Consider the following 13113-nt stretch of genomic DNA (forward strand, 5'->3'; position numbering starts at 1 on the left):
ATTGTTGCCCTGAGGTGTTGAAACCTCGTGAGAGCGCAATAACCCGCTGAAGAAGGACATCTTCGTCGAGATGGATTACATGCCTGGCCTGCTCGCTAGCGAGGATGAGCTGGACCGTATCACCGAATCTTTCGCCCAGCTTCCCCTCCGCAACCCGAACGGCACCACCGGCGTGAACATCCACCTGGAGAAAGAGAGATGGCTAAAATCCCCACCTTGAGTTTGGTATTTTTGCCATTGTCTTCCTTGATTTGTTCAAGATCTTGAGCCAAAATCCTCACTTCCTCTTTCTAAAATCTAGTTTTTAAAAAAATAGGCTATCTACCAGAAGTAGATAGCCTATTTTTTATGAGATGCTTGGGTGCTTACGCTTTCAATTTGTCAAACTTTGCTTTGACATTCGCCTTGAATTCTTCAAGCTTAGCCTTGCGTTCGGCTTTACGTTCAGCCTTCATCTGTGCACGCGCCTGGTTGTAGAGGTCTTCTTGGACTTGCAGAGCTGCTTCGATTTCGGCTACGACGGTTGCTACATCCCAACGCATGATTTGGGTGTCGTACTTGGTGAAGTAAGCATCGATGACTGCTTCGTTGTCTTCTTGCACCAAGGCAACAACGGCTGTTTCACCGTTAGTCAATTTCTGAGAAACAACGTCAATCAGGCCAGTTTCTGCCGTATCAACGGTAGCACCAGCAGCCAAACCATAGAGGCTACCCATACCATAACCAAACAAGACGCCGATAGGACCACCCAAAAGCCCGATAACTGCACCGAGCAAGCCACCTTTTAGGGTTGCATCCGTCGTTGAATCTTCAAAGTCATAGCGTTCTTTTTCAACGATATGACCGTTTTCATTTTTGACCAGGGCGATTTGAGCAACCTTGGTCGTCTGAGTTTGGCGGAAAGCCTTCAAATCTGCAAAGGACTGATAAGCTTCGCTTTCGGTGTTAAAGACTGAAATTACTAGGTTTTCCATAGTTGGTACCTCGTTCCTAAAGACTATATATACATTGTAATACAGTTCTCTTTTTTTGGGAACTACTTTTTGCGACAATTTACCTCGGCGGCAGCCGGTAGGCTGAGTCCTAAAGCAGAGAGGGGCCCGGCATCCAGTATGGATGCCGGGCCCCTCTCTGCTTGCTGTGGCGTTAGCGGCTGATGGTTGCCGAAGCGCGCAAACCAGCCAGATCCTTGAAGGTGTACTCGCCACCCTCGGTCAGCTGCATTGCGACGCTACCGCTGGTGATCTGAGCGGTGGTGGTCAGGGTGTAGCTGGAGGTCACCTTGGTAAAGTACACCGGAACCAGCGAAGCCAGCACCTGCGCGTAGCTCACGCCGTCCTTCGCGGTGGCTTCCAGGTAGTCGGAGGTGCGGATATCCAGCACGCCGGTCCAGACGTTGTCCTCGATGACCGGCTCGTAGAACTTCGCAGTGTATGCGATGCCGTTGAACGCCGCCACGGCGGGGTTGTTGGTCTTTGCGCCGCCCGCACTCTTGGCGAGTGCCGGGATCTCAACGTCGTTATCGACATCCCACAGCAGCGGGTCGGTGACATCCTCGGCGGTGGGGAAAGTGAACTCGAAGGTCACCTGCAGATGCGCCTGAGGGTACAGCCAGGAGCTGCCCTGGAACTCGCCCTTGGAGTTGATGGGTGCGGAAATCCACAGACCCGCGCCACCGTACAGGCCGGCACCGACGCTACCTCCGGGGGTGAAGGTGCCGCCGCCGCGGCTCTGCGGGGTGGTGGAGGTTGCGCTGATGTTGGGAACCTGCACGGTGTAGGAGTCCAGACCGTAGCGGGTATCAAAGTCGTTGGAGGGGTTCGAGTTGAACGCCTGGGTGAAGACACCGAACTTCAGGGTCGGGGTTTCCTGCGCGTCGGTGGATGCCGCGTAGGCGGGTACCGCTGCGGCGGTTGCGATGACGGGGGTGCTCCATGCGGCACCCTTGATGAGTGCGCGGCGGTTCAGACCGTTAGTGGTGTTCGAGGAAGAAGTCATGGGATCTCTCTTGTTGTGAAAAATGTGGTGATGCATGTGATTTGAATTACTGATACTCTAATGTAATTCAGCTCATCTTCAAAATTATCTCAACTTTTACTTCAATGTATGAACATTGCGGCACCCAGCTCACCTAATACGTGAAACGGGAGCATCATGGAAACCGTGGAGAACGCCCTCCCGGAAAACTCCACAGAAACACCACCGGTCACCACACACTGAAGGAACACAACATGGCATTTATGAAGAGTGCACGCGTCACGCTTGCCTCCCTCGCAGTGCTCTGCCTGGGCACTATCGCAGCCCCCGCAGCAAACGCCTACAGCCCCGATATTGACGGCGACGGCATCCCCAACACCTGGGAAATGAAGGGCTACGACGCTGACGGCGACGGCAAAATCGACGTCGACTTCCCCGCAATGGGCGCAGACCCCAACCACAAGGACATCTTCGTTGAGATGGACTACATGGCAGGTCTGCTGCCCAGCGAAGACGAACTGGACCGCATCACCAAGATTTATGCCGACCTGCCCCTGCGCAACCCCGACGGCACTACCGGCGTGAACATCCACCTGGACGCCGGTAGCGCCCGCAGCGCCAAGTACAACCTGGGCGGCGGCAACGAAATCAGCTACCAGGCACTCGACAGCGAATTCAAGGCGCTCCACCGAATCAAGGCAACCGAAGGTAAGTTCAACCCCGCCCGCGAAGGCACCTTCCACTACATGATCTGGGGCGACTACTACGACAACAGCTACTCCTCCGGTATCGCTAACTTTGGCGGTCGTAACTTTATGGTCACCGTCGGCCCGACCTTCTGGGGCGAGGCAAGCAGCAACATCCGCGTGGCAGTGTTCGTGCACGAGCTCGGCCACAACCTCGCACTGAGCCACGGCGGCTGGGACGAAATCAACTACAAGCCCAACTACTACAGCGTCATGAACTACCAGTACACCCTCACCGGCGTGCCCATGGCTGACGGTAGCCGCTACTTCGGCTACTCCACCGCCGAATACCGCATGCTCAACGAGGCGAAGCTGTACGAGGCGCGTGGCTTCGGTCCCCGCGCGGCTGGCTTCCTGTACAAGGGCAAGCCCGCCAACCAGCCGATTGACTTCAACGGCAACGGCAAAATCGACACCGAGCCGGTGTCCGTGGACCTGAACGGTGACGGCATGATCACGAACCTGGGTGCCGCAAACGATGTGAAGATGATCCGCTTCCAGGCGACCGAGCACCCCGAGAAGGACAAGGGCCCCGAGCACATTGAGCCGAGCGGTATTACCGCCGAACACGCTCGTTCGCTGGGCCTGATTAAGTAGGCTGAATAGGTGGCGCAACGCCAACAGAGAGCCTTGTCAGCTCAGTAAAATGGCATAGCAAAAGGTGCGGATACCGAATCATCATTCGGTATCCGCACCTTTACTCTATGTAGCTTTCAGCTCAGCGCAGCGTGCAGCTCGGCACAGTGCTCAGCTCAGCAACAGAGCCTAGACAGCCTCGCTCACGCGGCCGGTATCCACCAGCACCTGCGCAATGTGGCCCAGCGCCTCCTCATTCTGCAGCGAAGAAACATCACCCAAAGAACGGCCCTGGTACAGCTCACCGAGCAGACGGCGAGTAATCTTACCCGAACGGGTCTTCGGGATATCGGCAACCGCCACAACGTCCTTCGGCTTAGCAATCGGGCCAATGTGCTCACGCACGTGTGCGGTCAGCGCCGCCTTCAGCTCATCCTCAGTCAGGCCCTTACCCTCATCGGTGAGCGTCACGTAAGCGACCGCCTGGTGACCGGTCAGCTCATCCTCCACGGGGCAGACACCAGCCTCAACCACAGCCGGGTGAGTCACCAGTGCCGACTCAATCTCAATGGTGGACAGGCGGTGACCCGAAATGTTAATCACGTCATCAATACGGCCGAGGATGTACACGTTACCCTCTTCGTCTTCCTTCGCTCCGTCGCCAGCGAGGAACCAGCCGCGCTCGCCGTAGTGGCGCCAGTAGGAATCCAGGTAACGCTGCGGGTTCTGCCACACGGCACGAGCCATCGAGGGGCCAATCTTATCGACCACGATGAAGCCCTGCTTGCCGGGTTCGACCGGGTCGCCGTGCTCATCCACCACGCGGGTGGACACGCCGGGAACGGCGCGGGTAGCGCAACCGGGCAGGGGAGTGCAGTGCGGGGTGCCCTCCGGGTAGGTGCCCTCGGGCGCGAACGCGGGGTCGTGCGGGCGCGGGGAGCACACGGTCGAACCGGTCTCTGACTGCCACCAGGTGTCGATGAACGCCGCGGTGCCGCCGCCCACGTGCTGACGCAGCCAACGCCACGCCTCCGGGTTAATGGATTCACCCACCGAACCGAGCAGACGCACGGTCGAGAAGTCGTACTTACCGGGCTCTGGGCCGTTCGGGAACGCACCCATGAGGGAACGAATCAGGGTCGGGGCGGTGTAGTAGTTGGTCACGCCGTAGCGTTCGATGACCTCAAAGTGGCGACCGTAGTGCGGGGTGTTCGGGGTGCCCTCGTAAATCACCTCGGAGACACCGTTAACCAGCGGGCCGTAGATTTCGTAGGTGTGTGCGGTCACCCAAGCGAGGTCGGCGGTGCACCAGTGAACGGTGGACTCAACCTTCTCGGGGTCGTTGACCGCGGACAGCTCGTCGGGGCGCAGCACGCCGTTCTCGTCCACGTAATCCGGCAGCAGATCGTACAGCAGCGCGTGAGTGTACGCGGTCTGCACCAGGTAGCCGCCCATCGTGTGCACCAGGCCCTTGGGCTTACCGGTCGTGCCGGAGGTGTAAATAATGAACAGCGGGTCTTCTGCGTCGTGCAGTTCGTAGGCGTGAGTATCCGGCTGATCGTCAACCAGGTCGTGGTACCAGACGTCGCGGCCCTCAGTCCACGGCACAGCGGCGTGCTCTACAGGGTCAGAGGCGCTGGTGCGGTCCACCACGATGACGTGCTCGATGTTGTTCTCACCGGAGCATGCCTCGTCGGCGTTGACCTTCACGGGAACGACCTTGCCGCGGCGGTTCTGGCCGTCGGTGGTGATGAGGACCTTCGCGCCGGTGTCTTCCACACGGAACTTCAGCGCCTCAGCGGAGAAGCCACCGAAGACGAGGGAATGGATCGCGCCAATACGCGCGCAGGCGAGGGTGAAAATAATGGTTTCGGGGATGACGGGCAGGTAGATGACCACACGGTCACCCTTGCGCACACCCAGAGACAGCAGGCCGTTCGCTGCCTTCGCAATGCGGCGCTGCAGCTCTGCGTAGGTGATGGCTTCGCGGTCGCCGGGTTCACCTTCAAAGTAGAGGGCTACCTTGTCGCCGCGGCCCGCCTCGACGTGGCGGTCTACACAGTTGTAGGCGACGTTGAGCTTACCGCCCTCGAACCACTTAATTTCGGGGATGTTGAACTGTTCGATGCCGTCCTCGTCGAAGCCGAGGGACTTCGGCTTCTCGAAGCGGTGCGCGGTGTGCCAGGGCTCAGCCCAGGTGAGTCGCTGCGCCTGCTTCTCCCAGAACGCGACGCGCGCCTCGTCAGATTCGTGGGCGGGGTTCGGGGTGGGGCTCAGCGGGTCGGTGAACGAGTAGGGGGTGGGCAGTCCCATTATTCTCCCATCGGTTGCTGGCATTAGCACCCTTGCTCACCGTGCCGCTGTCTGTGTGACCGTGGGGTCTGTGTGTGCGTTGGCGAGGGGGTTGCTGCGACGTCGTTGAGCCAGGTCTCTCGGTCGCTCTGGATGGTTTGCCTTCTTAGTAAAGCGCGCTCGAGGGGGTGGACGCAAAGGGGACCGTCATATTCGGAATGGTGAGTACCAGTTCGTAATATTCCGAAATATTTAAAGACCCCGCCCCGCGCTCACTGCTGTGGGGCGCGGGGCGGGGCACATCATCATCATTCAGTAGGCGACAGGTTTCCCCGCCGACTTCTTTCTCCGGCGCGTAGCGATGATTAGCTCACCTTTGGGGAGCAGCCACGCGGCGGACATCTCTCCTAAAACTCAGCGCGTGCTGAGTGTTGCGTTTAGCTGTGGTGCTAGTTACTGGTGGCGTTAGTTGCTGGGGTACTTCGCCTTCACCCAGCGCTCGAAAACACCCACCAGGGCGTCGGTAATCTTACCGAGCACCGCCAGCGCCACAATAGCCAGCAGCAGGCGGTCGGTGCGACCGTTGTTCTGCGAGTCGGTCAGGAGGTAACCCAGGCCCATGGATGCACCCAGCAGCTCAGCGGCGACCAGGAACAGCCACGCCTGAGCCAGCGCCAGACGCAGACCCGAAACGACCGACGGCAGAACCGCGGGAAGCTGAACCGTGGTGAACAGGCGCAGACCCTTCAGACCGAAGGCGCGTGCCGCCTCCACAAGCTTGGGGTCAACGTGCGCCAGAGCCGCAGAAACCGTGGTGTACACCGGGAAGAATGCACCAATAGCAACCAGGGTCACCTTGGAATTCTCGCCGATACCGATCCACAGCAGAAGCAGCGGAACCCATGCCAGGGACGGCACGGCACGCAGCGCACCAATGGTCGGTGCGGCAATCAGACGCACCGGCGCAGACAAGCCAATCAGCGCACCCAGCACCAGGCCGAGCACGGCACCAATACCGAAACCAATCAGCACACGCTGAGTAGAAATCGCCACGTGGCGGCCCAACTCGCCGCGCTGTGCCAGCTCAACACCGGCGCTGACCACACGGTCAGGGGAGGGCAGCTGAACCTGGGTGAACACGCCGTTCGTGCTCAGAATGTACCAGAGGGCAATCAGCGCCAGGGGAAGAATCAGGCCCAGGTACTGCTTACCGGCGAACGGGTTCGACGGCAGCTTCACGGAAGAGACACGCTTCTCGGCACGCTCAGCGCGAGCGCTGGAGGCGGCGGTAACCGTTGCGGCGGTCATTACTTCTCAACCACCTTTGCGATCTTCTCGACGGCTGCGCTGTCAGCCTTCTTTGCGAACTGGTCGTCCACAATGCTGTTCAGTGCCTTGTCCACGTCGGACTGGGAGGGAACGTCGCCGGACTCGACCAGAATCGGGCCGACACCCTTGAGAACCTCAACCTGCTTAGCGCCCGGAACCGGGTCGATGTCCAGGTGGGTGCGCTCCATGACGACCTGGGCGGTCTCGTGCTTAATGCCGGACTCCTCCTCGACAATCTTCACAGCCTCTTCGGGGTTCTTCTTAGCCCAGGCACGAGCGTACTCGTACACGTCCACGATGGTCTGTGCGGCGGTCGGGTTGGACTGAATGAACTTCTCGGTCGCGTTCAGGAATCCGTAGGTGTTGAAGTTCAGGTTGCGGTAGAAGAGCACGTCGCCGCTTTCCACCTCGGCAGCAGCCATGATCGGGTCCAGGCCGCTCCACGCGTTGACCTGACCGTTATCCAGGGCGGTGCGGCCGTCGGCGTGCTGCAGGTTCTGAATGGTCAGGTCCGAAGCGGAAATACCCTCCTGCTTGAGTGCCTGCAGCAGCAGGAAGTACGGGTCGGTACCCTTGGTCACGGCAACGGTCTTACCCTTCAGGTCCGCAACCTTAGTGATGCCCGAATCCTTGCGGGTCACCAGCGCCGACCATTCCGGCTGCGAGTAGAGGCTAATGACCTTGATGGGGGAACCATTAGCGCGTGCCAGCAGCGCCGCCGAACCGGCGGTCGAGCCAACATCAATATTGCCGCTACGCAGCGCCTCATTCGCCTTGTTCGAACCGGCCGACTTGACCCACTCAACCTTCTTACCCTCGGCGGCGAGGGCGGTTTCAAGCCAACCCTTCTTGCGGATAATCAGGGACAGCGGGTTGTAGGTCGCGTAGTCAATGGTCACGGTGTTCTGATCGCCACCACCGGCAGCGCCGGAGGCGTTAGCGGAACCGGAACCTTCACCGGCGCAGGCACTGAGCAGAGTAGCAAAAGCGGCGGCTGCGGCAAGGGACTTGAGGGTGGTACGGCGAGACGGGGAGTAAGTCATGATGAAATCTTTTCGCTTCTGAAGATGATGATGTGATGTGTGAGAAATGTGTTGCGTGGCGGCTTTAGGCGTTATCTTCCACGCCGAGCTCAGCCAACAGTTCGCTACGCAGCGCCGTGATCTCTGCATCGGCGCGGTCACGCGGGTGAGAACGGTCAACGGTCACAATGCGCTGGATGGTGGCGGGCGCCTCCGGGGTGTCCTTACCGAGGACGATCACCCGGTCAGAGAGGTACAGCGCCTCTTCCACATCGTGGGTGACCAGCAGAATCGTAGTCGGGTCTTGACGGTGCACGTCCAACAGCAAATCCTGCATGTTGATGCGGGTCAGCGCGTCCAGAGCACCGAAGGGCTCGTCGAGCAGCAGCACGCCGGGGTTGCGTGCGAGCGCTCGCGCCAGGGAAACGCGCTGAGCCATACCGCCTGAAATTTCCTTGGGACGGTGGGTTGCGTATTCGCCCAGGCCGACCAGGTCGAGCAGACGCGCTACGGATGCTGCGCCTTCAGATTTTTTGGTGCCCTGCGGCAGTCCGAGCGCCACGTTGTCGGCGACGGTGCGCCAGGGGAGCAGGCGCGGTTCCTGAAAGCCGATAGCTACGCGGGGGTCGAGGCCGGTCACTGCCTTCTCGCCGATACGCACGGTACCTGCGGTGATGCGGTTCAGGCCTGCTGCTGCACGCAGGAGGGTAGATTTGCCGCATCCGGAGGAGCCGATGACGGAGATAATCTCGCCGGGGGCTGCGGTGAAGGAGACTCCGCGAAGAACTTCGTGGGTTCCGCCGGGCACGGGGAAAGATTGTCCGACGCCTTCAAAGCTCAAGGGGACGGCGGCGGTGGATACGGCGTGGTGGCCGTTCTTTTCACTGGTGGGTACGTCAGTTACTGCACTGTTGAGTGTCATGTCACTTCCATCGTTCCTGGCGTTAGCACCGGGGGCGGAAGAATCCGTGCCGGTTGCTGCGACGTCGTGGAGCCAGGTCTCTCAGTCGCTCTGGATGGTTTGCTTCTCCCACCCTATGGGCTGTGGCGTGCCTCAATCAACCCGGCGGGCGCGTATGAATTTCTATGACCGTATATTTCGCATTTATCACGAAATATTTCGGTTCCACGTCACAAAAAGATTTTTTCGTCACAAACGTGACCTCCCTCCCGCGCGCCCCGTACACTCAAACCACGAGATCATGAGTCCCGGCGCGAAGCTCTGGCTAGCCGGGCGGCAACCCTCTCCCGTAGCGGGGTGCCCCAGATGATGATCTGGCCTCAACGAAAAGAGGCAAGTACGGCGCGAACGCGCCACCTGCACGAAGGCCACCACCGAACGCAGAAGGCAAGAAGGAGGCGGCGCGCGGGGTGCAGGGTACAAACCCGATCGTCCCCGATCATTCGCGAAAGGAAAATCGATGGCTGAGCAGAAGAAGCGCATCGTAGTTAACGCATTCGAGATGACCTGCATTGGTCACCAGAGCTTCGACCTCTGGCGTCACCCGCGCTCCCGCGCAACCGAGTACAACACCATCAAGTACTGGACTGACCTGGCTAAGACCCTTGAGCGCGGCCTGTTCGACGCCGTGTTCATCGCTGACGTGGTCGGCATCTACGACGTGTACAAGAACTCTGCCGCTCCCGCCATTGAGGGTGCCGCTCAGGTTCCCGTGAATGACCCCGCAACCCAGATTTCTGCAATGGCTGCAGTGACCGAGCACCTCGGCTTCGGTGTGACTGCTGCCGCTACTTTCGAGCAGCCCTACACCCTGGCTCGCCGCTACGCCTCCCTTGACCACCTCACTGAGGGCCGCGTCGGCTTCAACGTGGTGACTTCTTACCTGCCTTCGGCTGCTGAGAACCAGGGTCTGCCCACCCAGATCCCGCACGACGAGCGTTATGAAATCGCTGACGAGTTCCTGGACGTCTGCTACAAGCTGTGGGAAGGCTCCTGGGAAGACGGCGCAGTCATCAAGGACCGCGAGCGCGGCATCTACGCTGACCCCTCCAAGGTTCACCCGATTGGCCACAAGGGCAAGTACTTCTCCGTGCCCGGCATCTCCCTGACTGAGCCGAGCCCGCAGCGCACCCCCGTGATCTTCCAGGCTGGCGCATCCAGCCGTGGCCAGCAGTTCTCCGGCAAGCACGCTGAGGCTGTGTTCATCAGCGCCCTGCGTCCCGACCTGACTCGCGTTGTGACCGACCGTATTCGTGCCGCTGCCGAGGAGCAGGGCCGTAGCCGCGACGACGTCAAGATCCTCGCAATGCTCTCCGTCATTGTGGATGAGACCGAAGAGAAGGCAAAGGCAAAGTACGAGGAGTACAAGAAGTACATCAACCTCGACTCTGCACAGGCTATCATCGGCGGCTGGTCCGGTGTTGACCTGTCCCAGTTCGACGAGGACGAGGTCCTGAACTACGTGCAGACCGAGTCGATTCAGTCCTTCCTGACCCCCTTCACTCTGCAGGCGAAGGACAAGAAGTGGACCCGCAAGGCCATCGCTGAGCACACCACCCTCGGCGGCATGGGCGATGTCATTGTTGGTGACCCGGTTCAGGTTGCTGACGAGCTGGAGCGCTGGATCGACGAGGGTGGCCTGGACGGCATCAACCTGGCGTACCACGTCTCCCCGGGTTCCTTCGAGGACTTCATCGAGTACGTTGTTCCCGAGCTGCAGAAGCGTGGCCGCTACCGCACCGAGTACGAGGGCAACACCCTGCGTGAGAACATCTTCGGTAAGGGCCACACCAAGGTTGCTGACTCCCACCCGGCTGCTAAGTACCGCGGCGCATACGTGGGCAAGCCTTCGGCTGCTGACACCCCGGCTCGCGCAATCGCTGAATAAGCGTTGCCGCTGATGCGCACCGTGTAGGTTCGCTCAAACTTAACGATTGAAAACAAGAACGCCCGTTCTGCTGGAGGATTTGTATCCCCGGCAGAGCGGGCGTTTCTTTATACTGGGTGGCATGACTGAACTGAACCAGGTTGAACTTAACCATGATGACCGCTGCCCCTGCTCGAGCGGCGAGGTGTACGGCGCCTGCTGTGGCAGGTTCCTGGGCGAGTTTGCCGCCTCCGGCACGTTGACTGCTCCCGCGTCGGAGCAGCTGATGCGCTCGCGTTTTACCGCGTTTGCGACCGGGGATGCGGCGTACCTGCTGGCGAGCTGGCATCCGAGTACTCGCCCGGCGACGCTGGAGTTGGAGGATGATATCCGCTGGTATCGTCTGGACATTCTGGGTGCTTCGGGTGGCCCGTTTGATGTGTCCGGTACGGTGGAGTTTGTTGCGTATTACCGTTCGGTGCCGGGTGTTCCTGCGGAGGAGCGGGTGAAGGGCAGCATGCATGAGCTGTCGCGCTTTGAGAAGGTGGGCGGCACCTGGTTCTATGTGGATGGAGACGTCCGCTAAATCTCGTAACTTTCCCTGCCTCTCGTACGTGCAGAGTGTGGGCATGGAAGAAATGGCAGAATCATTCCGAAAACGGAACGATTCTGCCATTCTTTGTTGATGCCTCTCAACGAGGCTAACTATTGGGACTGTCGGACTTAGCTAGTCCAGCCGTTAATGATGCCCATACCGAAGTAGATCACGAACACCGCGGACACCAGGTACATCAGCCAGTGCACGTCCTTACCGCGGCCCTGCACCAGGCGAATGAAAGTGTACGCCACGAAGCCGGCACCAATACCGTTCGCAATTGAGTACGACAGCGGCATGAAAATAATGGTCAAGAATGCCGGAATACCCAGACCCCAGTCGGTCCAGTCAATATTCACGGCCTGGCGAATCATCAGGAAGCCGACCACGACCAGCGCCGGAGCAACCGCCTCGAAAGGAACGATGGTGACCAGCGGCGAAATGAAAATCGCCAGTAGGAACAGCACACCGGTCACAATGTTCGCAAAGCCGGTGCGTGCACCCGCACCAATACCGGTAGCGGACTCCACGAAAATCTGGTTCGCCGAACCGGACGCGCCACCACCAACAACGGAACCAAAAGCGTCCACGAGCAGGACCTTGTCGATGTCCTCAACCTTGCCGTCCTTCATGGTGCCAGCCTCGGCGGCAAGACCAACCGAAACGCCCATCGCGTCGAAGAACACGGACAGCAGAATGGTGAACACCAGCAGCGAAGCAGCCAGCGGACCGATATGGGTGAACGCGCCGAACAGGTCAGCGGAACCGATGAGGGAGAAGTTCGGGGTGGTGAACTTCATGTCCGCCAGGGAAGGCACGTTCAGGGACCAGCCGGTCGCCGCCTCCTTCACGGAACCGGAGGGGACAACCGCCTCCAGAATCAGGGACAGCGCGGTGGAGGCGAGCACGCCCCACAGGATCGCACCCTTCACGTTACGGATGAACAGGGCGATGGTGAAGAACAAGCCGAAGAGGAAGACGAGGGTGGGCCAGCCGAGCAGGTGACCGCCCGCGCCGAGGCTCACCGGAACGGTGGTGCCGGCTGCGTCAGGCATGCGGCGGATAATGCCGGAGTCGACCAGACCGATAAAGGAAATGAAGAAGCCGATACCGACCACAATCGCGGTCTTGAGCGACTCAGGGACCGCCTCAAACACCGCGGTACGGAAGCCGGTGAGCACCAGAACGGTCATGATTAGACCGGCAAGAACGACCAGGCCCATGATGTCTGCCCAGGTCAGGTTCGGGGTGGTGGCAATGGTGGAGGCGAGCAGCGCGTTCACGCCCAGGCCAGCCGCCATGGCGAAGGGCTGCTTGGCGATAACGCCCATGAGGATGGTCATCACGCCAGCAACCAGCGCGGTCACAGCCGCGACGGGTGCGATACCGAGAGTGCGTTCGGAGGCGTCAGCACCGGTACCGATGACGAGGGGGTTCAGCACCACGATGTAGCTCATGGCGAAGAATGCGGCGAGGCCGCCGCGGAATTCTGCGGCGATGGAGGAGCCGCGTTCGGAAATCTTGAAGTAGCGGTCGAGTGCGCTGGTGGGCGCTGCCGCCTTCTGGGGTTCAGACATGTGAGGATCCGTTGATGTTGTTCGGTGTGTACTGTTGCGCCGCCGGTTTCGAGGGTAAAGCTCGCGGGTAAGTCCCGGGTTGGGCGCCACAATGGTTCAACTATTGTAGGCGCCGCCGCTTAGCTTGTGCCGTTGAAACGCGTTGTGTGCGGCGGTTCAGTCGGTGATGTG

At 59.9% G+C, this 13113-nt stretch carries 10 protein-coding genes, 1 pseudogene and 2 riboswitches; of the genes and pseudogenes, 4 read left to right on the top strand and 7 right to left on the bottom strand.

Going from position 1 to position 13113, the window contains the following annotated elements; translation table 11 throughout:
• Positions 1 to 40: 40 nt before the first annotated feature.
• Positions 41 to 190, top strand: a pseudogene (locus HMPREF2927_RS02385) (C4-dicarboxylate ABC transporter substrate-binding protein); the annotation flags it as partial.
• 175 nt (positions 191 to 365) lie between these two features.
• Here HMPREF2927_RS02385 and HMPREF2927_RS02390 read toward each other — a convergent pair.
• Both HMPREF2927_RS02390 and HMPREF2927_RS02395 read right to left on the bottom strand, forming a co-directional pair.
• Positions 366 to 974 carry a DUF1269 domain-containing protein gene (locus HMPREF2927_RS02390; protein ID WP_049340211.1) on the bottom strand — a complete coding sequence of 203 codons (609 nt, stop codon included), beginning with the start codon at positions 972 to 974 and terminating at the stop codon, positions 366 to 368.
• A gap of 172 nt (positions 975 to 1146) precedes the next feature.
• Entirely contained in the window at positions 1147 to 1998 is an 852-nt protein-coding gene (locus HMPREF2927_RS02395) for a transcriptional initiation protein Tat (RefSeq protein WP_070685203.1), read from the bottom strand.
• A 233-nt stretch (positions 1999 to 2231) separates the two neighbouring features.
• Between HMPREF2927_RS02395 and HMPREF2927_RS02400 the strand changes: the two genes are divergently transcribed.
• Positions 2232 to 3320 carry a C4-dicarboxylate ABC transporter substrate-binding protein gene (locus HMPREF2927_RS02400; RefSeq protein WP_070593578.1) on the top strand — a complete coding sequence of 363 codons (1089 nt, stop codon included), beginning with the start codon at positions 2232 to 2234 and terminating at the stop codon, positions 3318 to 3320.
• 168 nt (positions 3321 to 3488) lie between these two features.
• Here HMPREF2927_RS02400 and HMPREF2927_RS02405 read toward each other — a convergent pair whose 3' ends face one another.
• The 4 genes from HMPREF2927_RS02405 to HMPREF2927_RS02420 all read right to left on the bottom strand — a co-directional run bounded on the left by HMPREF2927_RS02405 (position 3489) and on the right by HMPREF2927_RS02420 (position 8864).
• Entirely contained in the window at positions 3489 to 5612 is a 2124-nt protein-coding gene (locus HMPREF2927_RS02405) for an AMP-binding protein (RefSeq protein ID WP_070685205.1), read from the bottom strand.
• A 444-nt stretch (positions 5613 to 6056) separates the two neighbouring features.
• Complete coding sequence (locus HMPREF2927_RS02410) at positions 6057 to 6899, bottom strand: ABC transporter permease (protein WP_049340216.1); 843 nt, start codon at positions 6897 to 6899, stop codon at positions 6057 to 6059.
• On the bottom strand, positions 6899 to 7963 hold the full coding sequence (locus HMPREF2927_RS02415; protein WP_070685207.1) for an aliphatic sulfonate ABC transporter substrate-binding protein: 1065 nt from the start codon (positions 7961 to 7963) through the stop codon (positions 6899 to 6901). The genes HMPREF2927_RS02410 and HMPREF2927_RS02415 overlap by 1 nt, the downstream gene beginning before the upstream one ends.
• Before the next feature lie 64 nt (positions 7964 to 8027).
• Positions 8028 to 8864, bottom strand: coding sequence for an ABC transporter ATP-binding protein (locus tag HMPREF2927_RS02420; RefSeq protein ID WP_070685210.1), 837 nt, complete (start codon positions 8862 to 8864; stop codon positions 8028 to 8030).
• A gap of 4 nt (positions 8865 to 8868) precedes the next feature.
• Positions 8869 to 8965: riboswitch (SAM riboswitch) on the bottom strand.
• A gap of 175 nt (positions 8966 to 9140) precedes the next feature.
• Positions 9141 to 9249, top strand: a riboswitch (SAM riboswitch).
• Positions 9250 to 9363: 114 nt separating this feature from the next.
• Here HMPREF2927_RS02420 and HMPREF2927_RS02425 point away from each other — a divergent pair.
• Positions 9364 to 10791: an LLM class flavin-dependent oxidoreductase gene (locus tag HMPREF2927_RS02425; protein WP_049327388.1), complete on the top strand. Its 1428-nt coding sequence runs from the start codon at positions 9364 to 9366 to the stop codon at positions 10789 to 10791.
• 121 nt (positions 10792 to 10912) lie between these two features.
• The gene (locus HMPREF2927_RS02430) at positions 10913 to 11356 is read left to right on the top strand and encodes a YchJ family protein (protein WP_070685211.1); all 444 of its coding nucleotides are present in this window, start codon (positions 10913 to 10915) and stop codon (positions 11354 to 11356) included.
• Positions 11357 to 11493: 137 nt separating this feature from the next.
• Here HMPREF2927_RS02430 and HMPREF2927_RS02435 read toward each other — a convergent pair whose 3' ends face one another.
• Positions 11494 to 12942, bottom strand: a complete 1449-nt coding sequence (locus HMPREF2927_RS02435; RefSeq protein WP_005507245.1) for an NCS2 family permease — start codon at positions 12940 to 12942, stop codon at positions 11494 to 11496.
• Positions 12943 to 13113 lie beyond the last annotated feature (171 nt).

This window comes from Rothia sp. HMSC061E04 (assembly GCF_001813685.1).
GTDB lineage: Bacteria > Actinomycetota > Actinomycetes > Actinomycetales > Micrococcaceae > Rothia > Rothia mucilaginosa.

What these genes read in the sequence shown, in the direction of transcription:
- HMPREF2927_RS02430 (WP_070685211.1), top strand. Translation starts at nt 10,913, where the DNA reads ATGACTGAACTGAACCAGGTTGAACTTAACCATGATGACCGCTGCCCC.
- HMPREF2927_RS02405 (WP_070685205.1), bottom strand. Translation starts at nt 5,612, where the DNA reads ATGGGACTGCCCACCCCCTACTCGTTCACCGACCCGCTGAGCCCCACC.
- HMPREF2927_RS02435 (WP_005507245.1), bottom strand. Translation starts at nt 12,942, where the DNA reads ATGTCTGAACCCCAGAAGGCGGCAGCGCCCACCAGCGCACTCGACCGC.
- HMPREF2927_RS02420 (WP_070685210.1), bottom strand. Translation starts at nt 8,864, where the DNA reads ATGACACTCAACAGTGCAGTAACTGACGTACCCACCAGTGAAAAGAAC.
- HMPREF2927_RS02410 (WP_049340216.1), bottom strand. Translation starts at nt 6,899, where the DNA reads ATGACCGCCGCAACGGTTACCGCCGCCTCCAGCGCTCGCGCTGAGCGT.
- HMPREF2927_RS02425 (WP_049327388.1), top strand. Translation starts at nt 9,364, where the DNA reads ATGGCTGAGCAGAAGAAGCGCATCGTAGTTAACGCATTCGAGATGACC.
- HMPREF2927_RS02390 (WP_049340211.1), bottom strand. Translation starts at nt 974, where the DNA reads ATGGAAAACCTAGTAATTTCAGTCTTTAACACCGAAAGCGAAGCTTAT.
- HMPREF2927_RS02415 (WP_070685207.1), bottom strand. Translation starts at nt 7,963, where the DNA reads ATGACTTACTCCCCGTCTCGCCGTACCACCCTCAAGTCCCTTGCCGCA.
- HMPREF2927_RS02395 (WP_070685203.1), bottom strand. Translation starts at nt 1,998, where the DNA reads ATGACTTCTTCCTCGAACACCACTAACGGTCTGAACCGCCGCGCACTC.
- HMPREF2927_RS02400 (WP_070593578.1), top strand. Translation starts at nt 2,232, where the DNA reads ATGGCATTTATGAAGAGTGCACGCGTCACGCTTGCCTCCCTCGCAGTG.